Here is a 23,322-nt window from a genome sequence, read left to right as displayed (position 1 = left end):
AAAAACCTTGTATAAAATAAAAAAATTGAAAAAAATAATTTACCAAGATAGAGATATTGATAGTGAAGATTTTAAGAAAAGATATGAATATCTTTTAAAAAAATTAGGTGATGGTGATAATCAAATTATTTGAATAAATTTATTAATAAAGCAAGAAAGAAATAATAGAAAGGAGAATAAATAATGAATAAAGAAGTATGTTGTGAAGATTGTTGTGTATGTGATAAAAAACATGATTTATTTACTTGTGAAAAAAACTGCTGAGAAAATGTATGTGAACATTGTTATCAAGGTGATAAAGAACATAGAAATAAAGTTGATGAAATTAATAAATCAAGACATAAAAATTGTATTAATAAAGAAAGATTTATGCAATATCTTAAAAACACATATCGCTTAAACGGATATTATGAAGAAGTTTATAAACCAATTAAAACCAGAATTAAAGACCGGTGATTTGATAATGACTAATTATTTACTTTCAATTGACCCAAGTATTAAAAATACTGGATTTACTTTATGAAAAAAAGTTTATTTACATGATAAATATGATTTTTGAAATTGAAAACCAATATTTGTTAAAAGTTATAATTTAAAAGAATATGATGGACAAAGAAAATTTTATTGAGATATAAAAGTTAATGATAATGAATTGGATTTAATTATTGAACGTGGTACTTTTAATTCAAAAAATGGTATTGGTTATGAAACTCAAGAACATTTACGTGGTTTTATTGCAGGACAATTTAATAAATTATTAACAAAAGATATGTTAATAAGTCCAAGTGAATGAAAGAAATGATATGAACGTTATGACCCACCTATTTTTTGATTAAGACCTTGAGATAAAGAACTAAGTATATATGTTGCTGAAGAAATTATTAAAGAAAATAATTGAAATATAAAAATATCAAATCATGATGAAGCAGATAGTTTATTAATTGGTTGATATTATTTAAATAAGGAGAATAAATAATGAATAAAGAAAAATTACTTAAATATATGAAAGATATAATTAAATGAACTAAAAAAATTAATTATACAAACTCTGATTTGGACAAAAATATTTTAAATTTATTAATTGAAAAAATAGAAAAAGGTGAATTTGATAATGACTAAATTAACAGATTTATTTGGTCAAGATAAAATAGAAATATTTTCACCAAATCCCAAAGATTTAACAGATAGTAATGATATAAAAGCAATTATTTTATGAAAATATCCTAATGTTATTGCTGAATATTTAGTTGTTTCTCAACCACATGCAAATACTGCTATTTTAGTTGGTGATAACGTTCACTATACAGGTTGAGTTGAAGTGTTTATTAAACCAAAAAATGAAGGAGTAAATGAAAATGCCAAATGACACGAATGTACAATCAAATAACTATACTTTATTAAAAATAATAAGAATTGGAATAAGTCCATTATCAGCAATGATTGGTACAAGTGCTTATTATGGTCAAATTATTGGTAATCCAGTATTAGGAAGTATTAATGCTTTATTATTTAGTAAAAAGTTAGGAATTGATATATGAAACTTAAATCAAATGCCAAGTACTAAAAAGAAAATATTAAATTCAAGTAAAAAAATATTATTAGGTTTAGGAACTATTGGTTTAATTAATTATGCAAAATTTACAAAAATCAATCCTAATCCTGAACCACCACCTTGATTAACAACTACTACCACAGAAACACCACCATGACCATTATTATTAACTAATGATAATAAACAACAAATGGATTGAGATACATATATTAGTTTAAGTACTTATGGTATATCAAATCTAATTGGTGGGTTAAGTGAATTAATACCTAATAGATTTGAAGTAATAAGAAAAATATGTAATATGGCAACTAGTGGATGTCTAATTTCAAGTGGTGTAGCTATGGGTATAAATAATGATTTTAATAATGCTTATGCAGTACCAACAATAGTTGCTGGTGCAAGTGAAATTATACATAATTTATTACCTATGGAAACTACAAATCATAATCAAGAAATGCAAGAAACATCATTTACAAATGAAACAAGAAGATTAATTAATAGTGATGCTATTAGTAATAATAGTGGAAGTAGTGATGTTTTATATGAAAGACCAACTACATATGATAGTTTATAAAGGAGATGATAACTAATGAATAAAGAAAAATTGATTGAATATTATAACAATGAAATTCAGACATATAAAGAAAGAATGGAACAATTAAATAAAGAAATATCTTTATTGGTAACTATTATAAGTAATTCAAAATCAATGATTGAAAGAATTAATAATGGTCAATTTGACGAATAATTAAAAATAAATAATTGAAAGGAAATAATTGAAAATGAAAGAATTTTTACATGAATTAATTATTATTGGAACAAGTGTAGGAACATTAATTTGTAGAGAATTAATTGTTTGATTTAAAAGATTTATTACAACTCCAAAACATATTAGAAGAAATAATAAAGTGATGAAACATCAAAAAAAAATTAGCAAAACTTAATGAAAAAATTAATGGAAAAGAAAATAAATAATAAAGGTGTGATTTAAATGTTAGAAAATGAAACTAATGTTGAACAAAATACTGAACCTTTAACTGAAAATAATAATTTACAACAAGAGCAAGAAATTAAGATTGTTGAATTAGAAAATAAGTTAAATAAACTTAATCAAGAAATTAAAGAAAAAGAAATAATTAATATATTTAAAAAATATCAAGTTAAAAAAGAATTTTATGAATTTTTAAAATTTAAAACAAGTAATATAGAAAATTCAAAAATTGAAGAAACTATTAAAAAAATGATTAAAGAACAACCACTATTTAAAGAACCAATTAATACAGGTGGTAAACAAGAAACAATATTAACAAATCAAGAAACTTCAATAAAAAGTAGTTTATTAGATTATAAAAAGAAAAATAATTTATAAAAGAAAGGAAAATTTAAAATGCCAAATCCAGTGCCATTTAAACAAAATTTAGATAATACTATAAAATTAGTAGAAACACCTGAATTTATAGAATTTTATAAACAATCAAATAGTCCATGAGCAAGTTTTTTTCCAATTGAAATGGTTAATTCTACAAAAATTGAATTTATAGTTAAAAAACCAAAAGACCCAACATTCAAAATACTTCATTGAAATGATAAAAGTAAAGGATTAGAAGTTGGTTATGTTGATACTGATAAAATTATTAAAGAAATTACAAAAGAAGCTAGTACAGGAGAAATGATTGGTGAAGTTGATTTATTTGCAGATAATGGGCAAAATTTACTAGAAAGTATGCAATATGAAGTTGCTAATGATTTAGCAGATTATTTAGCAAATAATGATACAAATACAATTGCTAAATCTGCCAAAAAAGTAATCATTACTGATACAACACCAGTAGGATATTTAAAATCAATGTTATCAGCATGAAATACTTTATTTCAATTAAGAAATAGTAATAATTGTAAATTTTTTATAACAAATAGTCTTTATGATACTTTAGTTTATTTAGCAGATAATAAAGGTTTAATTACTGATAATCAACTAGCACAACAATTAAGATTAAATGGAACAAATTTATATATTAAAGGTGTATTATGTCAAATTGTTATGGATGATTATATGACATTTAAAAATACTGAAAATAAAAATCAAATTATGAATTTTGTTTTAGCAACACCAAAAGCAATGAAAAGATATATGTTACAACAAACTAGTATATATGTTGAAGATATTAAAGATGGTAAAGTTCCAAAAAGATATTTAGTTGGTGGACAAGTAACAGGAGAATCTATTCCTTATATGTCAAACTCAGAAACAGAATCAAGATGAATGTTATGTGGTATTGTTAATAAAAAATATTTAAGTGAAAAAATTACAACATTAACAACTAATATTACTGCTGATACTACTAAAAAGAATAAATTATTAGATACAACAATTAAAAATACAACTGAACTAAATAATTTAAATCCAAATTTAACAACTCCAATTATTAATTATTTTAGTGATGCCCAAGGTCAAGTTGATGTAAGTAATCAAAACCAAAAAGCAGGAGATTTATATGTAGTAATCACTACTAATGACACTGATAAAAATTATCAAGGTTCAACAAATCCTATAAAAATAACTCTTAAATAAGGATAATTATTATGCCAATTGGTACAACTAGTACAGCAATACTTTTAAACATAAATAAACCAAAACATACTAAAACAAGTCAACAACAAGAACATAAAAGTTGATGATGAGAAATTTTAGAAATGATTGGTGTACAAGTAATAGCAGTAGCACTTGCTCCTTTTACTGGTGGATTAAGTGAAAGTTTAGCACTTGGTTTAGGTGCAAGTGATTTACTTGCTAGTATTAGTGCTGTTGGTGTAGAGTTTTTAACTGATTTTACTATTAATCAAGTTTATGATTATTTAAAAGGAAATGTTACACCATTAAATACTTTTTTTAATATATTACCTGCATTTGCTGGACTTAATAGAATTAGTCGTGGTTATCGTACAACTAAATTTATTAGTTTAGCAGAAAAAACTAAAACATTAGAACAAATTGGTATTAAAAAAGCAAAAAATTTACAAGAAATCATTAGTCAAGTAAGTGAAAAACAATTTTTAACAGATAAAATTATTGGAAATAAACGTTATTTATTTAATTATAACCATGCTCCAAATCGCGAAACAATAATACAAAATTTAGAACCTGTTTAGAATCTTTTCGAAAATAATGTAAAATGATTATATATTTTAAAATAAGAAGTATATATGCATAAAAATTATCCAAGTCATGTCACCAAAGAACAATTTGAAAACATAAAATCAATTTTAGAAAATAGTAAAAAGAAAACAAAACCAAGAAGTTTAGATTTATATGAAATATTTTGTGCAATTTTATATGTATTAAAAAGTGGTTGTCAATGAAAAATATTACCAAAAAATTTTCCAAAATGACAAACTGTATATTATTATTTTCAAATTTGAAGTAAAAATAATGGTAAAGAACCTAGTGTATTGCAATTAATTTTAAAAAAAATTAGTTAAAAAAGTTCGTATCAACAATAATCGCAAAGAACAAACTAGTTTTTGTATAATTGATTCGCAAAGTGTTAAAAATACAGATACTACTGAAAATAAAGGTTATGATGCTGGTAAAAAGATTTCAGGCATAAAACGTCATATTGTTGTTGATTCTCAAGGTTTACCACATGCAATTTACATAACCACGGCAGAAAAAACAGATCGTAATAGCGCTATAATAATGATTGAAAATGAAAAAGAAAATCTTTCTGCAGTTCAAAAAATAATAGTAGATGCTGGTTATACTGGTGAAAAATTTGCTTCTGAAATCAAAACAATCATAAATGCAAATGTTGAAGTGATAAAACGCAATGAATTACATACTTTTGTAGTATTACCAAAAAGATGAATTGTAGAACGAAGCTTTGCTTGATTAGAAAAATACAGAAGATTATGAAAAAATTGTGAAAGAAAACTAAATACTAGTTTACAAATGGTTGTTCTTTCATTTATTTCAGTTTTATTAAAAAGATTCTAAACAGGTTCTTAGGTTTTGTTGCTGAAAGACAATATAAAAATAATTTTGCAAAATTAGAAGTACAAGAATTAAAAAATTATTTATTATTACAAAATGAATTAATAAAGTTAAGTCCACAGTTAACTCCTAAATTTAAAATTAAAGATATTGATAAAGCAAACAATTTTTTACAAAAATATAATACTGATTTAAAAGAAGTATTAAAAATGAACCAACATGACTGATTAAATTTAGTTCATACAATACATGCAGAAAATAGATATGGAAAATCTTTAATTTTAGATTTACAAAAAATTCGTGCTAATGCAATTAAATTTAATTTTAAAAATAGTTCAATTCATAAATTAGTATTAAAAGCAAATCAAACTTTTAAATATTTTGATATTAAATTTTATTTTAAAAAAGGTTTAAATAAATTTTGAAAAGATACTTCATATTTTGAAAAAATAAGAATAAATATTTATAAATTACAAGAGAAATTCGAAAAATTAGAAAAACAAGCATTTGAAAAAATTAATAAATTAAAAGAAAAAACAATTGATGTATTTACAAGTGCTGAAAAGAAAGCAATTAAACATGCACAATTAATTCCATTAAATTCACCAGTATTTATGGCTTGTAAAATTCAACCTTTATCATTAGATAAATGTGGAATTACTATTTATCATCGTAATCCTAAATATAAACCAATTGTAGTTATTGATAGTATTATCAAAGCAGAAACTTTTGTTATTCAAATACATCCATTTCATTGATATAGATGATATAGCGGTTGATATATTGGATATGGAGTTAGTCAAAATAAATGATTAAAAAGTATTGCTTTTGCTCCACCAGTTGTGCAACAAATGATTAAAGATAGTTTTAAAATTTATAGGCAAATATTAAGGACAATTAGAACTTATCATAAAGTAGTTAATGTTATTAATAATCCTATTGATAATGTCAATAAATCATTTAAAAGGGTGGATTTAAAATTCTCAGTTAATACTGTATTTGGTACTGGATTGTTAAGACATTTAGAAAATGCATATAATCAAGTTGTAAAAAAAGGAAAGAAAAAATTACAAAAAGAAATTATACATATATCACATAGAAAAACTAAATCAAAAACCAAACGTTATAAAAAAAGCATTTTTTAAGGAATGATAAAATATGATTAATAAACTTTGAACTGGTGTCAGTTTAGAAAATTATAATAACTGATATCCATTAACTGGAACAATTACAGAAACACCACGACAATATATAAATACATGACCAAATGTTGATGATTGATTTAAAACATTTGCTATTCGTGCTCAAAATGATATTAATGCTTATCTTGATTTTATTTTATCTAAATTTCCTTTTGATAGTTTTAAAGATGAATTAATTAAAGAAACTTTAAGAGATATGGTTTATGTTATGGTTGAACATTGAGTATTTAATCGTACACCAATTGAATTTAATGTTGATGCTACTATTCAATTTAATAATGGTAATCAATTTAGTGCAAGTAGTACTCCTACGATTAATATTTGAGATTTAGCACCTAGTAGAATGAAAATATGAGCAAGATTAACAGAATTAAAACAAATATTTTCAAATTATAATAATGATGAAATAGATGTTGAAAAAATTGACTTAAAAGCATTTTATACTAGAAACCAAGTTAATGAATTAATTCAAGAACAAAAAGAATTTACATTATCAAAGCAAATAAAATTATATGATGATACCATTAATGGTAATAAAAATGAAACATATAGGGGACCAGTTACAAATTTAATAAATAAAGTGTAACCCATCCAAAAGGTTATGTTGCAACAGAATATGACTCAAAAACTGAAACTATGATTTTAGATTGACCTAATGAAATTGGAACATTACCACCTGATGTTTTACAAAACAATCCACAAATTGGTGATTATACACATGCACCAACTTGTGATTTTTCTGCTAAACAACAAAAACGAATTACTACAAATGAAAATGAAATTACCAAATTAAATAGTGAATTAATTAAAACAAACGAAAATATTAATGATGTTAAAAATAATTGATTTAATATTGAAACTAGTCCCTTATGAAAAAAAGTTGAAAATAATAATATAGAAATATTTAAATGATATTTTATTAAAATCAGTTATCAATATTCAACAGAAAATAACTTTATGAAATTTTATAAAGTAATTAAAATTTATTTAAATAATGTTTTTAACGAATTTGAATTGTTAAATGTTGATTCCATGACTTATGGAGAACAAATACAAAATAAAAATATTTTAAATATTGGAACTATTTACTATAACAATAAAAAGAAACAATTTAGTGGTGGTGGTAATTCTTATCCTGAACTTGGAAAAATTAATTTAATTGGTGATATAGAAGAAATATATCAATATCAAGGAATAGATACACCAACTGAATTTATAGCAGAAGAAAATACTGAACATGATTATTATACAAAACTAGAAACAAATCAATTATTAGATAAAAAACAAGATAAGTTAATTGCTGGTGAAAATATTAAAATTGATGAAAATAATAAAATTAGTGCTACTTGCGGGAAAACTGATTTAACTGATTATTATAAAAAAGAAGAAGTAGATAAAAAATTAGACAATAAAATGGATAAAGACCAATTCAAATATGCTTTTTCTATAAATACTATTGGTACTGAAATTCCTAATTTAGAAACTACTGATAAAACTGTTGCTGGTGCTATTAATGAAATTATCAAAAAACAACCACAACCAATTCCAATTCCTCCAAGTAGTTCAATTTGAAAAGAAGTAGGAATAAGAGAAAAAAATAAATGAGATAATTGACAAATTACTTATGATTTTATAGTTAATAAAAGATATAAAGTTTATTATTCTTGAAATATATATAATAATGTTTTTGCAATTAAAGAATTTATTATAACTAATACAAAAATAGCAGGTGTACCAATAGAAGTTTTTAACAATAATACTAATGTCTTAGTTTTATCAGTACAACACTCAAAATTTATTACTATTTATTCTTTAAAAGGTAGCGATAAAGGTAATACATGAAAATTAGAAGAATTACAGGAATAAAATTATGATTTGAAAAATTATAAAAATTATTTTAAGTTTAATTGGAGTTTTATTATCTTCTGCTGTTGCTGGTTTAATTATTGGAATGGCAACCCTTTTTAGGACTATTTTTTGGTAGACATTTTTTCATGATATTTAACTGGAGTTAGGTAGTTTAAAGTGCTGTGGATTCGTATGTTGTTGTATCAATTGATATAATCAAATAATTCTAATTTTAATTGGATTAATGATGTAAAATTTTTATCATTAATAAATTCAGTTTTGAAAGTTTTGAAAGTTGCTTCAGCAACAGCATTATCATAAGGACAACCTTTTTTGCTTAAAGAACGGGTAATATTGAATGCTAATAAAAGTTTATCAATAGTTTTATTATTGAATTCATTACCGCGATCACTATGAAATATTTGAATATCTTTTAAACAGCGATTTGATTGCATAAATGCTTGATATACTAATGATGCATCTTTTTTAGTACCTACACTATGTCCAATAATTTCGCGGTTAAATAGGTCGATTAATAAGCAAATATAGTTTCACTTACCATTAACTTGAACATAAGTTAAATCACTAACAATAACTTCATTTTTAAGCCTATTATTAAAGTTTCTATTCACAAGATTGCTTATTTGGCTATCATTGACTTTGTTATGATGATTTTTAAATGATAATTTAGTGTATTTTGATATTAAATTATGCTGATTCATAATTTCTTTAATTTTTTTGCGTGATAAATAAATTTCTTTATTTTCTAGACTGACTTTTAATCTTCTTGTTCCATAAACTTCTTTATTTTGTTTAAAAGCACTAATAACAGCTTCATCATACATATTATTTTTGATTTTATCTTCTTTTTTCTTTAAATTAAAATAATATGTTGATTTAGAAAGTTTTAAAAAACGACAAATTGGACGAATTTTATATTTAGATTTATTATTTGTAATAATCTCTACTTTCTGCCTATTATTAGTGCTGCTTGCTTTAAAATATCATTCTCCATTCTTAATTGTTTTAATTCTTTATTTGCTTGAATTAATTGTTTTTCTAAATCCGAAAGATTATCTTTAGTTTTAAAACTGCCTGAATTTGTAAATTGCTTAATTCATTTATAAGTAGCTGCTCTTGTAACGTTGTATTCTTTAGCAAGGCAAGATACTGATTTGCCATTTTGATATAAAGATACTATTTGTTTTTTAAATTCATCATTATATGAGTTAATATTGGCCATAATTATATTTCCTTTCTTTTAACTAATTTGTTCACTTGTCTACGTAATTAGTGTCCAATAAAGTGTAACCCATCCAATATTATGAAAATTTTTAATATAAATTATTGATTTAAAGCATGAACATTAACTGCTTTTAGTTTTGAACAACAAAATAAAAAAACACATGATCTATCAATAGCAATACCTATGACAAATAATGAAATGATAACAAGAAATCAATTATTAATTGATAATAAAAATATTACAACGATATTAGATTTTAATTTAAATAGAATTAAAAGGGAAACTAATTCAATTGATAATATAAATATAATGAAAATTTATGAATTAAATTTATTACAAATTCAAGAATTAACAAAAAAACAGATTCAAAACATTCAAGTATGAGATATTACAATAATTAGAGAAAAACAAATTTCATGATTTAAACCAGAACAAATTTCATGATTCAAATCATGACAAATTTCAGAATTTACAGAAAAACAAATACAATCATTTACAGAAAAACAAATGAAATCGTTTGAACCATATCAAATTCAAGCATTTACTCCAAAACAAATTTCATGATTTAAACTAGAACAAATCCCATGATTTACTTCAGAACAAGTCTAGTATTTTACACAAAAACAGATTCAATCTTTTACAGAAGAACAAATTAATAAATTTACACCAGAAAAAACTAAATTATTTTTATGAGAAGTTTTTTGATTAACATCGGCACAACTTTCAGAAATAGCACCAGAGCAAATTGCAAAAATTTCCCTAGAACATTTTTTATTATTAACAATTTCTCAAATTAAAGCATTGACCCCAATACAAATTAAAGCATTAACAAAAGAACAAATTCAAATTTTTACAATACAACAAATTAAAGCATTAACAGAAAAACAAATTAAATCATTGATGCCTAAACAAATTTCATGATTTAAACCAGAACAAATTTTATTATTATGAACATGACAAATTTCAGAATTTACAGAAGAACAAATTAAATCACTAACAAGAGAACAAATTGAATTTTTTACAATACAACAAATTAAAGCATTGACCCCAATACAAATTAAATTTTTTAAACCAGAACAAATTTCATGATTTAAACCAGAACAAATTTCAAAATTTACAGAAGAACAAATTTCAGAATTTATAGAAAAACAAATTCAAGAGTTTTTACCACTACAAATTAGATCATTGACGCCAGTACAAGTTAAATCATTGACAAAACAACAAGTAAGTTCATTTTATTTATGACAAATTTTAGAATTTAAAGCAAGTCAATTAGTGCAATTATCACCATTGAAAAAACAATATTTTACATCAATTATAAATGGTAATAGTTTTAACATTAAAACATGAGATGGTAAAATTAAAAGTTGTATACATGAAGCAGGACATATTATGAATGATTTTAATTCCGTTTTTTTTAAAGATTTTATTATTTCAATGGAAGTTTTTAATAGAGAAAATGTTACAGGAATAACCAAACTTAATATTACTGGTTATATAACAGATGTTGAAAATACACAATATATATATTCTTGACTTAGATCTGTACTTGGTGGTGCTTCAGCTGAAATAGTTATGAAATATCCGTACCCTTATCGTCGTAATGGTCATGAAGTAGCGCCAAATATAAAAATAGTGCATGAAATGTTAGTAATAAAAAGAAGGCAAATTTCAAATTTAGATTTTCAAATTTTAATTGAACAATTAAAAAAGGATTCAATAAAAGTAATAGAAGATAATAAAATAGCATTTAGTAAAATAATCGAAATATGTAGTATTTTCAGTAAAGTTACTAAAGAAGAAATTGAATATATTTTTAAATATAAAAGTTTGCCAGTAATAGTCGAAAATATAAAAAGTCAAATTCAACAACGTATAGATAATATTGATTGAAATGAAATAAATTCATTTCATTTACAAAGTATAGAAAAAGTATTAGTAAATGCCAAAGATAATTTTGTCGGAAATGAATGATTATTATTTTTAGCCTGTGCTATTTTTGTTTCAATGGGATTTGGTTTTGTTTATAATAAACCATTTGCTTTAAAATCACAAATCGATAAAACAATAGCAGAAAGTAATTTAGATAATTTAACAGAGTTAGTTACTATTGATCAACAATTTTATCAAACAGAAATAAGCATGAAAACAGTATTTCTAATTAATAATGCAAGTAATGAAGTGTAACCCATCCAGAAGATTTAGATCAACATCAAAAAGAAATCGAAAAAGAGCATCATAAAGGAGAAATAATTCCTTTATTACAAGATGAAATAACTTCAATAAATAATCTTGATTTGCAAAATCAACTTTCAATAAGTAGACATAGTAGATTGTTATTTACTTAAATGGTTTTAATAATTATTATCATTAAAATTAGAATATATATCATTAATTTAATTAATAACAAAATATTTAATGAAAAATATTTTGTTATTTTTCTTTTTAAATGTTACAATTAATCTTAAAAATATTAAGGAGGAAAAAAATGAAGAGTGATGAATCTCATAAACGATTATCGTTAAAAGAATTTGTTTGATTAGGTGGTAATGTTTAGTAATCTGTGTAACTTACAAAAATAACTATGTTTAATTAATTCTAGTAAATATAATTAAATGACTAGAAAGAGTGAGTTACAGATGGCTAAAAAAGATAACTTTAATAATAATGATCCAATATCAAAAGCAGTAGATTTATTATTAGAAAATACTGAAGATTTAACAACAGTTTTTAAAGAAGGGGGTTTATATAAAGAATTAACAAAACGTTTAGTTGAAAAAATGTTGAATTCTGAGATGCAAAATTATTTAGGATATGAAAAAAATCAACATAGTAATAGTGACAATGCTCGTAATGGTATAAGTTCAAAAAAATTAATAACTCAACAAGGTAAAATTGAGATTGATGTACCACGAGATCGTAATAGTAATTTTACTCCTGTAATAGTGCCAAAAAGACAGAGAAGATTTGATGATTTTGATCAACAAGTTCTTTCCTTATATGCAAAAGGTATGACATTATCAGATATTAGAATGCAGTTACAAGAGTTATATCATGGTGCTGATATTAGTGAAAGTGTTATTAGTCACAAATTACTGATGATGTGATTGATGATGTCAAAGCATGACAAAATAGACCATTAGAAGGCATTTATCCCATTGTTTATTTTGATTGTATAGTAGTTAAAGTACGACAAGATAAACGCATTATTAACAAATCAGTTTATATAGCTTTAGGTGTTGATTTAGAAGGTAAAAAAGATGTTTTAGGTTTATGAATTAGTGAAAATGAAGGCGCTAAATTTTGATTAGCAAATTTCACAGAAATGAAAAATCGTGGCTTAAATGATATTCTTATTGCCTGCAGTGACAACTTAACAGGCATGTCAGAAGCAATACAATCAGTTTATCCTAAAACTGAACATCAATTATGTATAGTTCATCAAATCAGAAATAGTTTAAAATATGTTTCATACAAACATCGAAAATCACTAGTTACAGATTTAAAGCCAATTTATAATGCATGTAGTGAAGAACAAGCAATGCAAGCTTTAGAATCATTTGAAAGTAAATGAAATAAACACTATCCTCAAATTGCTAAATCTTGATATAAAAATTGAGATAATTTAATGATTTTTATTAGTTATCCTCCAGAAATCAAAAGAGTGATTTATACTACAAATTCTATTGAATCTGTTAATAGTCAATTACGAAAAGTCATCAGAAATAAAAAAGTTTTTCCTAATGATATGGCAGTTTTCAAAATATTTTACTTAGCAATTGAAAATATAACAAAAAAATGAAGAATGCCCATTCAAAATTGAAATACAGCAATTGCTCATTTTATGATAAAATTTGAAGACAGAATTAATCTGAACTAGTACTTTGCAAAACAAAGATACACAGATTATTAAAAAGCCTCGATTAGGTTTTAATTATGCAGTAGGAATTGGTTTTATTGGTAATTTTGCAATATTATCTAATATTGGAAAACCTAACTCAATTGGAATTAATGCAATATGAGTGTATTTATTAATTGGTTTTGTGGCGGGTAATTGTGCATGAGATTTTGCAAAATTATCTAGAATTCATAATTCTGATAATAATGGTGGTGCATATATCTATGTTAGGACAACTTTTGGTAGATTCTGAGGTTGATTAGTAGGTTTTATGCAATATGCTTGTTTACCATTTGTTGTGACAATTCAAGTAATGATGTTAATTAGAGGAACTTTTTCTCCAGAATTTATTAGTAATGGTCAACCACAATGATATAGTGGTAATTGAGGACCATTTTCTGATTTATATTTAGATTTCATTGGAATTTTTATTTATATGATTTCAGCTTCTGTTATTTTTGCTGGGATTAAAATATATAAAAAAATGGCACATACAACATCAATTATTAAGTGATTAACAGCCGGATTTTTAGTTATTGCTGGAATTAGTTTAGCAATAACTAATGGTTCATCAAATTGAAATTACTGAACTACTGAGAGTACATTTTCTTTTGCTGGATTTATGAATACTTTTACTTCATGTTTCTTTTTCTTTGCTGGTTTTGAAATTTTTTCAACAGCAGGTAAAAATGTTAATAACCCTGAAAAAAATATTGGTAAAGGTATTACTTTAATTATGATAATTATGACAGTTTTCTATGTTGTTATTTCATTAATTTTCTTTTTAGGATATAGCGTCTTTGTGCAAAATATGAATATGGGTGCGTGAAGTCCTTTTACAAGCAAAATAATTATCTATGGTGGTCCAATTATAATGATTATTAGTGGGTTAGATTTAAAAATTAATATCGCAATGCAAAATGCTTTATATGGTGGTACCACATTACAGCCACTTTCTAAAGAAGGATATATTTCTAATAAGTTATTTAATTTAAATAAAGATGGCATTCCTGTTAAAGCAGCAGTTATTAATTTAATAGTAACATCTGTTATGTTAATTTTATGATTAGTTATTCCTGATTTGATTAAAGGAATTTGGTTAGTTTCACATCCTGATCAACAATATTCATCAGCTTTTAATGTTGCTAATTTATCATCAGCTTTTTCTGTAATTACAATGTTTATTTATATCATGGTTTTAATTACAGTATTAAAATTAGCATTAGATAAAAAATTAAAACTGAATTGATATGAAAAAATTACTTTTCCATTTATTTTGGCAACTTTAGGTTTAATGGAGGCTTTTATGTAATCTGTGTATCTTTGTTTTACAAAGTACTAGTTTAGATTAATTCTATCTTCAAATTTTATCATAAAATGAGCAATTGCTGTATTTCAATTTTGAATGGGCATTGTTCATTTTTTTGTTATATTTTCAATTGCTAAGTAAAATATTTTAAAAACTGCCATATCATTAGGAAAAACTTTTTTATTTCTGATAATTTTTCGTAATTGACTATTTACAGATTCAATAACATTTGTTGTATAAATCACTCTTTTAATTTCTGCAGGATAACTAATAAAAACCATTAAATTATCTCAATTTTTATATCAAGATTTAGCAATTTGAGGATAGTGTTTATTTCACTTATTTTCAAAGGATTCTAAAGCCTGCATTGCTTGTTCTTCACTACATGCAGTATAAATTGGTTTTAAATCTGCAACTAGAGATTTTCTATGCTTATATGAGACATATTTCAAACTATTTCTAATTTGATGAACTATGCATAATTGATGTTCTGTTTTAAGATAAACTGATTGTATTGCTTCTGACATGCCTGTTAAATTATCACTGCAGGCAATAAGAATATCATTTAAGCCACGATTTTTCATTTCTGTTAAATTTGCTAATCAAAATTTAGCACCTTCATTTTCACTAATTCATAAACCTAAAACATCTTTTTTACCTTCTAAATCAACTCCTAAAGCTATATAAACTGATTTGTTAATAATGCGTTTATCTTGTCGTACTTTAACTACTATACAATCAAAATAAACAATAGGATAAATGCCTTCTAATGGTCTATTTTGTCATGCTTTGACATCATCAATCACATCATCAGTAATTTGTGACTAATAATACTTTCACTAATATCAGCACCCTGATATAACTCTTGTAACTGCATTCTAATATCTGATAATGTCATACCTTTTGCATATAAGGAAAGAACTTGTTGATCAAAACCATCAAATCTTCTCTGTCTTTTTGGCACTATTACAGGAGTAAAATTACTATTACGATCTCGTGGTACATCAATCTCAATTTTACCTTGTTGAGTTATTAATTTTTTTGAACTTATACCATTACGAGCATTGTCACTATTACTATGTTGATTTTTTTCATATCCTAAATAATTTTGCATCTCAGAATTCAACATTTTTTCAACTAAACGTTTTGTTAATTCTTTATATAAACCCCCTTCTTTAAAAACTGTTGTTAAATCTTCAGTATTTTCTAATAATAAATCTACTGCTTTTGATATTGGATCATTATTATTAAAGTTATCTTTTTTAGCCATCTGTAACTCACTCTTTCTAGTCATTTAATTATATTTACTAGAATTAATTAAACATAGTTATTTTTGTAAGTTACACAGATTACTAAACATTACCGTTTAATGTTCGTTTGACATTATTATTCTATTATTTATGATGCAGTTACAGCAACTGATTCAAGTGCAATAGTTGCTATGGTTATTGAATTAGTATTTATTTTAAGTAATGTGATTTTTGCAATAACTTGATACTTTGCTTATTACTCTAAAAAATATAAACTTCGTTTAAAAACAAATCCTAATTTACAAGTAGAATTGAATAGTGAATTTACTTTTAATTTAGAACATCAAGCAAAATTAGCAAAATGTAATAGTTAACAAAAAATAAGTTACTCTATAGAGTAACTTATTTTTTTATTAAATTAGTTTTTTTATATTTGTTGTTTATTTCTTCTCTTAAATTATTAATTATTTTGTGTTCTTGTTCTCAATTTATTTTTATTTGATTTCTTTCTTCAAGTGTTTTCTTAAATTCATGTTGATGTTTATTTATTCATTCATTAACTTTTCGCATTTTTTCTCCTTATTAAAATGTAAAGGTATTTATTTAAAATAATTAAACTTATATTAAGTTTATAAATAATTATACTATGAGAAATTAAAAAGATTAGAAATTTTATAGTTAAATTTTTGTTTTTTTATTTTATAAAAAATTTTTTAAATGTGATAAATCTATTTCTTTTTCATAAAGATTTTGAATACCAATTTTATATTTATTTAAAATTGAACTAAGATTATCAATTTTTTCTTGTGTATCTAAGCGAATTAAGATTTCATTTAAATCTTTAAGATATTTAAATTGATATTGATATTTTGTTAATATAGTGGCTGTTAATGGTAAATTGTTGGTAGTTAAAATAAAAATTTTGCCAACATCAAATTTTGCTATTGGTCCACTATAAAGCATTTTTCCCAAATCAATAATAGTACAATCATCAATAATATCTTTAACCTCGTTAATCATATGAGTTGTTAAGAAAATAGTTTTACCTTCTTCTTTTAATCTTTTTAATACATTTGTAAAATATTTTCGTGACTCTGAATCTAAGTTTGCACCAGGTTCATCAAGAATTACTAATTCTGGATCATGTGCTAAGGCTTGAATTAGCATAATTCTATTTTTCATTCCTGAAGAGAAAGAATTTAAACCCTTATTACGATGTTCTCATAAATTAAAATTATTTAATAATTTTTGTAAATTAACTTCTAAAGCACTATCGGTAATAGTAGTTGTTTGTCCTAAATATTTTAGAAAATTATAAGCTGTTAAACCTTGTGGAAAGTTTTCTAAATTTAAGGAATAACCTAAGCTTAATTTTGATTTTGCACTTCCTGCTTTGTAATCATTAACCTTAATTGTACCACTGTATCTGTTACTAGGCATTGCACCAATGATAGACTTTAATAAAACGGATTTTCCGCTACCAGATTGACCAACCAAAGCATGAATAGTTCCTTTAAATACAGTAAAATTTATATTACTAATATTAAACTTTTTAAATTTTTTGTTATAGTTTCTGACACTAATCATAATGTCTTCTGTAGTTCCCATAATAAGTTTTCTCCTAACTAACAATTTTTCGATTATACATTAAATAAGAAAGTAAGAATAAAATGATAGAAAATCCACAATATATTTCAAGAACTGATTTATTATTTTGAAAATAATCAATGTTATCGGTTTTTATTTTTTTATTATTTAATTTAAAATCAGGATAACTAAATAAAGTATTTTTTTGTGTATCAAAATCGATACTAGATGTTGCATAAGGTTCAAATCAAAAATCACCATAGTAGTCCATAAAATAAGTCCAAATTTGATTTCAATGTTCAATAAAATTTATTGCATTGATAAATTGATAACTATTTGCAATACTAATGTAATTTTTATAATTTTTATCATTAGTAACAGAATTATTAGTAATCTGACGATAAATATAAATTTGATTATAAATATATTCTTCGGTTGTTCTAACTAAAAAATAAACAGGATTATAAAAAATTTTATTAAATTCATTACGAAAATCAAATTTATATGCATATGTATCAATAAAAATATTTTTAATTTCCTTGGGTGATAGTGGAACAGGTTGTTCTAATATTGGACCTGTAATTTGTATATAAGTATTATTAATATCAGTATCGTATGTTAATAGTGAAGGTGCTTTACCGCTTTGCAGATCCATAAATGAATCAATATTATATTTTTTATCATAATCATTAATTATATTAATTAAGTCTTCTGTAATTTGATTATTATCAACATTGTTTTTTAATTCATCTAAGTTTTTAAAATAACTATTAAAAGTAATTTTCATAAATATATTTTTATTTTGAAATTCAGGTGGTTTTCAAGAGGTTGTTTTACCACTAAGAGTTTTAACAGTAGGATTTGTTTTAATAAATCCTAATTTTTGATAAAAATCAATACGCTTATTAATAACATTATTTTCTTTAATATCCTTTAATTCTTGATCACTAAGATTAGAATAAAAATCAAAAATAGCTTTTGTTAAATTTGGATATTTAATTAATCCTTTTTCTAAATTTTGTTTAAATAAAATTGCTTCTTTGATTTCACTAACAGTATATTGGATATTATTTTCAAAATTAATTTTAATAATGTCACTATTTATTTTGGTTAATGAGTAAGGCAAACCACCTAATAAAAATAGACTACAGAAAATAACAAAAATTAAAAAAACTGTTTGTGATGGAGTAAAAGCTAACATTGTTACTACACCAACAGTAACTAAAACAGCAAATAAAGAGCAAAAGCCAAAAAACTTTAGGATCGTTAATACGTAAAAAGTTAAATAAGAAACTTTTATAATAATTCCGCAAATCCCGCCAAAGATTAATAAAGCAATAATATTTATGAAAATAAAAGTTAAACTCATAAAAAATAAAGCAGCGTATTGAGTTAAAATAATAACATTTCTTGTATAAGGTTTAGTAAGTAATAATAAGAAAGAACTATCTTCAAATTGAGTACCAAAAATTTTTATAGCATTTAATAAAATAAAAATAAATAAAAATATACTATAAAAAATCATAATATAATATTGTAAATCAATAATAAAATCTTCTATTGATAAATTTAAAAAAAACAAAACACTAATGCTCAATACCGAAATTACTATTGAAAATAAAAATAAAAATGCTGTAATAAAACTGTAACTAATTTTAATTATAATTAATCTAAATAACTTAAATCAACTTGCCTTTTTGGTTTTAGTTTTTTCTATAGTTTTCGTTGTGGTTTCTAGTAATCTGTCCATTATTTTTTCTCCTTTACATATTATCAATTATAATCAATTATTTTTTTTGTTTATAAAATATAATTTAATGAAAATGAAAAAATATTTATTATTAAACTGTATTAAAAAAAGAAATATTATTTGAACATTTTAATTATAAGTAATAAAATTTAACAAATTTTGATATAAAAGATAATCTAATAATTATGATTACAATGCTTATTTTTTGATTATTAAATTAAACTTGATTTTTTTTATAAACTTATTAGTTTACATAAATATTAAACTTAATATATTCACAACATTTTAATTATAAATATTATAGAATATACTAAAACTTTAATAAAAGATATTAAAAGAAATTTTAGGAGGGTACTAGAGTGAAGGGAATATTAAAATTATTAGCAATTTTTGGATTAACAGCACCATTAGCAGTAAATGTAGTGGCATGTGGAAATGGTAATAGTTCTGATACTGATGATGAAGTATCGGAAAATGCTGATGTACAAGAATTATTAAAAAAAGCTAAAGAGCAAATTAGTTTAGGACTTGCAAATTTAATTAGTGAATATAAGAATTTAACTTTTGAAGATGAATTTGGTGAATTTGGAAAAGATATTACTAATAATTTAAATAGTTTATCTAAAGATAGTGACAGTCTGGTTGATAATGAAATAAAAGATATATTTTTAACTAGGCTTCAAGAAGATATTACAAATTTTATTATTGAAGATTATTTATTACAACCATCTGATTTAAAACCATTATTTAATAATATAACTACTAATGAAATTTTAAAAATTGATTTTAATGGAACAACAATGACAAATAAACAATTCAATTGAACTAAGGAAAAAGCTGATTTTGGTATTGAAAATTATGATCCAGAAACGTATAAGATAACAATGTGATATAAACTTACTACAGATTTAAAATTAAAATTATCTTATAAAGATGAAAGTAACAAAAAGACAGAAATTGAAGTATCTAATATTTTTGATTTTAATTACGCTAATACTGGCGCTAATTTAAAAGATTTAATTGAAGCTTCAACTGGTAATGTAACAAAAGTATTAAAAGATTTTATGATAGAAATGGAAAACGCCACTACTGATAGTGAAAGTTTATTACAAAAAGCAAAAGAATTAATTACTGGAAAACTTAATAACAATAAAGTTAATATTACTAAAGTTGATATTAATGCTCAATCAGAAGTTCTTCAAAAAAATGATGTGTATGCTAGTGGTGATCATATGTATGAAGCGCTTACTAAACCTACAATTGATGAAGCAATTGATTCTTTGAAAAATTATTTATCACCAACAGCAACAGCTTTTTCAGATGAGATTACTAAGTGACTTGTTGGAAAACAAGGAGTGCCTGAAGAAAATAAAAAGAAAATTAATGCTTTTGGAAAAATCACTATTAGTGATTGAAGCATTTCAGGATTAAGATTAACACCAATGACTTTAGATTTTATTAATATTAATCCTAATCAAACGCAAGGTGAATGAGCAGAGCAAACAGCAACAACATTAGGTAAAATATTTTATACAAAAAGTGCATTTGCTGAAGGGCGTATTGATATAACTACTGATAATAATTTAACAATATATATGAATCCTGGAGATTTTGATGACTTTGTTCAAAATAATAAAAAAATGAGTGATATTAGTGACTATATTAGTTCAAAAATAAATTCTAAAGCTACAACCGAAGATCTTATTAAAGGTAATATTTCAGTTACTTTAAATGGTCTTTGAAAAGGAGCAAAAAATCCTACTTTAAGTGATAGAACTAGTGTGGAAAAAGTAAATGATAATACATTTAAAGTTAAAAGAAATGCGGGTGGTATGCATGGTTATAATTATTTAACTATTCGTTATGCAAACACTAGTTTTTTAATTGGAATGATTAAGAATCATAAAAATAATCATATTTTATTTGATAATTGAATTATTAAAAAAGCAGATACTAATGTTTGATAATTTATATTATTTTTCAAATTTTTTTGTTATGATAAAAAATTTCTAATATAATTTAAATTTTTAAATTGATTAAAATTAAAAATTTGTATAGTATTTTAATTATTATTTTTATATTTTCATTTCTAAAAATTTATCTTTACATTTAATTAAAAATAGTGTATTATATTTAAGTTGTTGATTAATTCGCAATTTTCTTTTAAGATATGATTGATAAAAAAATATCAAAAAGTTGTTAATGATGTCAAAGAAATAAATAATATCATGAAATTATTTGACAACTTTTAATTTTAGAAAAATTAGATGAATTAATACTTTAAAATGTAAGTAAGTATATTATATATAAATAATAAATAAAACTAATCCTTTTTCAAAATAATCCTCTTTTAGAGGTTATTTTTCAGGTTATAATTATCATTTTTTCTAAATTTATTCAAAATTTATTTTTAAGGAGAAATATATGAGTTTTACAGAACTAAATTTAAAACAAGAATTAACTGCTGCTATTGCTAAATGAGGTTATACTACCCCAACACCAATTCAAAAGAAGACAATTCCAGTTTCTTTACAAAAAAAAGATATTATTGGAAAAAGTCATACCGGAACCGGAAAAACTGCTGCTTTTGTCTTACCTATATTACATAATTTAGATATAAAATTATATCGTAATCAAGCCATTATTGTTTGTCCAACTAGAGAATTGGCAATCCAAGTTGCTAAACAAGTAAAAAAATATGCTTATTTTTTAAATGGTGTTAATGTTGCTTTATTATGTGGTGGTGTTAATATTAGAAATCAATTATATGATTTAAGAACTAGTAATATAGTTGTTGGAACACCAGGAAGAATTACTGATCATATTAATCGTGGTAGTTTAAGATTAAATTCAATTAAAACATTAGTTTTAGATGAAGCAGATGAAATGTTAAAAATGGGATTTAAAAAAGATATTGATTTCTTATTTGAGAATTCACCACAAAATATTCAAACTGTCCTTTTTTCAGCAACAATGTCAAAACCAGTTTTAAAAATTGCTGATGATTATCAAAATAATCCAGTTAGTATTACTGTTGAAGATGAAAGTCAAAAATTACAACAAGCAAATATTAAACAATATTATTTTGATTGTCGTAATATAACAAAAGAAACTGCATTAGTTACTTTATATCAAAAATTACAACCACAATTAAGTATTGTTTTTTCAAATACAAAAGCTTTTACTAACAAAATTGCACAATTATTAGAACAAAATAATATTAAATGTGCTGTTATTAACGGTGATAAAAGTCAAAGAGAACGTATGGAAGCAATGAGACAATTTAAAAATGGTAAGGTTAAAGTATTAATTGCTACTGATGTTGTTGCTAGAGGAATTGACATTAATGGCATTGATTATGTTTTTAATTATGATATTCCACGTGAATATGAATACTATACTCATCGTATTGGTAGAACAGCTCGTGCTGGAGCACAAGGAACTGCTATTACTTTAGTAAGTAATAGAGTTCAATATAATGAAATTCAAGAAATTCAATATTATCAAAATCATGAAATTACTTTACTAGATACTACAGGTTGAAATTTGCCTAAAAATGTTGTTAAAGTACCAACTAAATTAAATTTTTCATCTCATAATAATAGAAATGATTTTAAACGTAATGTTGATAATAATTCAAAATGAAAAAGAAAACCAAAATATTAAAATTACTATTGGTAATGTTTAGT

At 23.5% G+C, this 23,322-nt stretch carries 25 protein-coding genes and 2 pseudogenes; 22 read left to right on the top strand and 5 right to left on the bottom strand.

Annotation, left to right across the window (positions count from 1 at the left end; genetic code table 4):
- Positions 1-7 precede the first annotated feature (7 nt).
- The 15 genes from ACI2WJ_RS03085 to ACI2WJ_RS03015 all read left to right on the top strand — a co-directional run bounded on the left by ACI2WJ_RS03085 (position 8) and on the right by ACI2WJ_RS03015 (position 8,611).
- Positions 8-184: a hypothetical protein gene (locus tag ACI2WJ_RS03085; protein ID WP_400254799.1), complete on the top strand. Its 177-nt coding sequence runs from the start codon at positions 8-10 to the stop codon at positions 182-184.
- On the top strand, positions 184-471 hold the full coding sequence (locus ACI2WJ_RS03080; protein WP_338957561.1) for a hypothetical protein: 288 nt from the start codon (positions 184-186) through the stop codon (positions 469-471). The genes ACI2WJ_RS03085 and ACI2WJ_RS03080 overlap by 1 nt, the downstream gene beginning before the upstream one ends.
- Positions 464-976: a RuvC family protein gene (locus ACI2WJ_RS03075; RefSeq protein ID WP_338957560.1), complete on the top strand. Its 513-nt coding sequence runs from the start codon at positions 464-466 to the stop codon at positions 974-976. The genes ACI2WJ_RS03080 and ACI2WJ_RS03075 overlap by 8 nt, the downstream gene beginning before the upstream one ends.
- Positions 976-1,119 (top strand): hypothetical protein, encoded by a 144-nt coding sequence (locus tag ACI2WJ_RS03070; RefSeq protein WP_338957559.1) that lies wholly within the window; start codon positions 976-978, stop codon positions 1,117-1,119. The genes ACI2WJ_RS03075 and ACI2WJ_RS03070 overlap by 1 nt, the downstream gene beginning before the upstream one ends.
- Complete coding sequence (locus ACI2WJ_RS03065) at positions 1,112-1,387, top strand: hypothetical protein (protein ID WP_338957557.1); 276 nt, start codon at positions 1,112-1,114, stop codon at positions 1,385-1,387. Before ACI2WJ_RS03070 ends, ACI2WJ_RS03065 begins: the two co-directional genes overlap by 8 nt.
- Positions 1,356-2,126, top strand: a complete 771-nt coding sequence (locus ACI2WJ_RS03060) for a hypothetical protein (protein ID WP_338958822.1) — start codon at positions 1,356-1,358, stop codon at positions 2,124-2,126. The genes ACI2WJ_RS03065 and ACI2WJ_RS03060 overlap by 32 nt, the downstream gene beginning before the upstream one ends.
- 15 nt (positions 2,127-2,141) lie before the next feature.
- Complete coding sequence (locus tag ACI2WJ_RS03055; protein WP_338957552.1) at positions 2,142-2,300, top strand: hypothetical protein; 159 nt, start codon at positions 2,142-2,144, stop codon at positions 2,298-2,300.
- Positions 2,301-2,334: 34 nt separating this feature from the next.
- Positions 2,335-2,496 (top strand): hypothetical protein, encoded by a 162-nt coding sequence (locus tag ACI2WJ_RS03050; RefSeq protein WP_400254798.1) that lies wholly within the window; start codon positions 2,335-2,337, stop codon positions 2,494-2,496.
- Between the two features lie 47 nt (positions 2,497-2,543).
- Positions 2,544-2,921: a hypothetical protein gene (locus tag ACI2WJ_RS03045; RefSeq protein WP_338957549.1), complete on the top strand. Its 378-nt coding sequence runs from the start codon at positions 2,544-2,546 to the stop codon at positions 2,919-2,921.
- An 18-nt stretch (positions 2,922-2,939) separates the two neighbouring features.
- A complete protein-coding gene (locus ACI2WJ_RS03040; RefSeq protein WP_400254797.1) occupies positions 2,940-4,124 on the top strand; it encodes a hypothetical protein in 1,185 nt (394 codons plus the stop codon).
- 11 nt (positions 4,125-4,135) lie between these two features.
- Positions 4,136-4,702, top strand: coding sequence for a hypothetical protein (locus ACI2WJ_RS03035; RefSeq protein WP_400254796.1), 567 nt, complete (start codon positions 4,136-4,138; stop codon positions 4,700-4,702).
- Positions 4,703-4,756: 54 nt separating this feature from the next.
- A protein-coding gene (locus ACI2WJ_RS03030; RefSeq protein WP_400254795.1) for an IS5 family transposase occupies positions 4,757-5,546 on the top strand; the annotation gives its coding sequence in 2 pieces (ribosomal slippage) (positions 4,757-5,017 and positions 5,019-5,546; 789 coding nt in all).
- A 206-nt stretch (positions 5,547-5,752) separates the two neighbouring features.
- Positions 5,753-6,688 (top strand): hypothetical protein, encoded by a 936-nt coding sequence (locus ACI2WJ_RS03025; protein WP_400254794.1) that lies wholly within the window; start codon positions 5,753-5,755, stop codon positions 6,686-6,688.
- Between the two features lie 13 nt (positions 6,689-6,701).
- A complete protein-coding gene (locus ACI2WJ_RS03020; protein ID WP_400254793.1) occupies positions 6,702-7,331 on the top strand; it encodes a hypothetical protein in 630 nt (209 codons plus the stop codon).
- A gap of 50 nt (positions 7,332-7,381) precedes the next feature.
- Complete coding sequence (locus ACI2WJ_RS03015) at positions 7,382-8,611, top strand: hypothetical protein (RefSeq protein ID WP_400254792.1); 1,230 nt, start codon at positions 7,382-7,384, stop codon at positions 8,609-8,611.
- Positions 8,612-8,715: 104 nt separating this feature from the next.
- On the opposite strand, the gene ACI2WJ_RS03010 is transcribed toward ACI2WJ_RS03015, so the two are convergent.
- A protein-coding gene (locus ACI2WJ_RS03010; RefSeq protein WP_400254491.1) for an IS3 family transposase occupies positions 8,716-9,836 on the bottom strand; the annotation gives its coding sequence in 2 pieces (ribosomal slippage) (positions 8,716-9,593 and positions 9,593-9,836; 1,122 coding nt in all).
- 81 nt (positions 9,837-9,917) lie between these two features.
- On the opposite strand from ACI2WJ_RS03010, the gene ACI2WJ_RS03005 reads away from it, so the two are divergent.
- From ACI2WJ_RS03005 to ACI2WJ_RS02990, 4 genes and pseudogenes are all read left to right on the top strand, one after another.
- Positions 9,918-10,448 (top strand): hypothetical protein, encoded by a 531-nt coding sequence (locus ACI2WJ_RS03005; RefSeq protein ID WP_400254791.1) that lies wholly within the window; start codon positions 9,918-9,920, stop codon positions 10,446-10,448.
- A 192-nt stretch (positions 10,449-10,640) separates the two neighbouring features.
- Complete coding sequence (locus ACI2WJ_RS03000; RefSeq protein WP_400254790.1) at positions 10,641-12,026, top strand: hypothetical protein; 1,386 nt, start codon at positions 10,641-10,643, stop codon at positions 12,024-12,026.
- Positions 12,027-12,478: 452 nt separating this feature from the next.
- Positions 12,479-13,719 (top strand): annotated as a pseudogene (locus ACI2WJ_RS02995) (IS256 family transposase).
- On the top strand, positions 13,694-15,049 hold the full coding sequence (locus tag ACI2WJ_RS02990) for an amino acid permease (protein ID WP_400254789.1): 1,356 nt from the start codon (positions 13,694-13,696) through the stop codon (positions 15,047-15,049). The pseudogene ACI2WJ_RS02995 and the gene ACI2WJ_RS02990 overlap by 26 nt, the downstream one beginning before the upstream one ends.
- Before the next feature lie 26 nt (positions 15,050-15,075).
- Here the strand turns inward: ACI2WJ_RS02990 and ACI2WJ_RS02985 are convergent.
- A pseudogene (locus ACI2WJ_RS02985) lies at positions 15,076-16,316 on the bottom strand (IS256 family transposase).
- Between the two features lie 99 nt (positions 16,317-16,415).
- Between ACI2WJ_RS02985 and ACI2WJ_RS02980 the strand changes: the two are divergent.
- On the top strand, positions 16,416-16,670 hold the full coding sequence (locus ACI2WJ_RS02980) for a hypothetical protein (RefSeq protein ID WP_342218955.1): 255 nt from the start codon (positions 16,416-16,418) through the stop codon (positions 16,668-16,670).
- 28 nt (positions 16,671-16,698) lie between these two features.
- On the opposite strand, the gene ACI2WJ_RS02975 is transcribed toward ACI2WJ_RS02980, so the two are convergent.
- The 3 genes from ACI2WJ_RS02975 to ACI2WJ_RS02965 form a co-directional block, all read right to left on the bottom strand.
- Complete coding sequence (locus ACI2WJ_RS02975) at positions 16,699-16,866, bottom strand: hypothetical protein (protein WP_338959267.1); 168 nt, start codon at positions 16,864-16,866, stop codon at positions 16,699-16,701.
- 129 nt (positions 16,867-16,995) lie between these two features.
- Entirely contained in the window at positions 16,996-17,904 is a 909-nt protein-coding gene (locus tag ACI2WJ_RS02970) for an ABC transporter ATP-binding protein (RefSeq protein WP_338959276.1), read from the bottom strand.
- Positions 17,905-17,917: 13 nt separating this feature from the next.
- Complete coding sequence (locus ACI2WJ_RS02965; protein ID WP_400254788.1) at positions 17,918-19,633, bottom strand: ABC transporter permease; 1,716 nt, start codon at positions 19,631-19,633, stop codon at positions 17,918-17,920.
- A 359-nt stretch (positions 19,634-19,992) separates the two neighbouring features.
- On the opposite strand from ACI2WJ_RS02965, the gene ACI2WJ_RS02960 reads away from it, so the two are divergent.
- Positions 19,993-21,600 (top strand): hypothetical protein, encoded by a 1,608-nt coding sequence (locus ACI2WJ_RS02960; RefSeq protein ID WP_400254787.1) that lies wholly within the window; start codon positions 19,993-19,995, stop codon positions 21,598-21,600.
- 457 nt (positions 21,601-22,057) lie between these two features.
- Entirely contained in the window at positions 22,058-23,299 is a 1,242-nt protein-coding gene (locus tag ACI2WJ_RS02955) for a DEAD/DEAH box helicase (protein WP_400254786.1), read from the top strand.
- Positions 23,300-23,322 lie beyond the last annotated feature (23 nt).

The organism is Spiroplasma endosymbiont of Cleonymus obscurus, from assembly GCF_964273375.1.
Taxonomy (GTDB): domain Bacteria; phylum Bacillota_I; class Bacilli_A; order Mycoplasmatales; family VBWQ01; genus Spiroplasma_E.
This window is presented reverse-complemented; position numbering and strand designations above follow the sequence as displayed.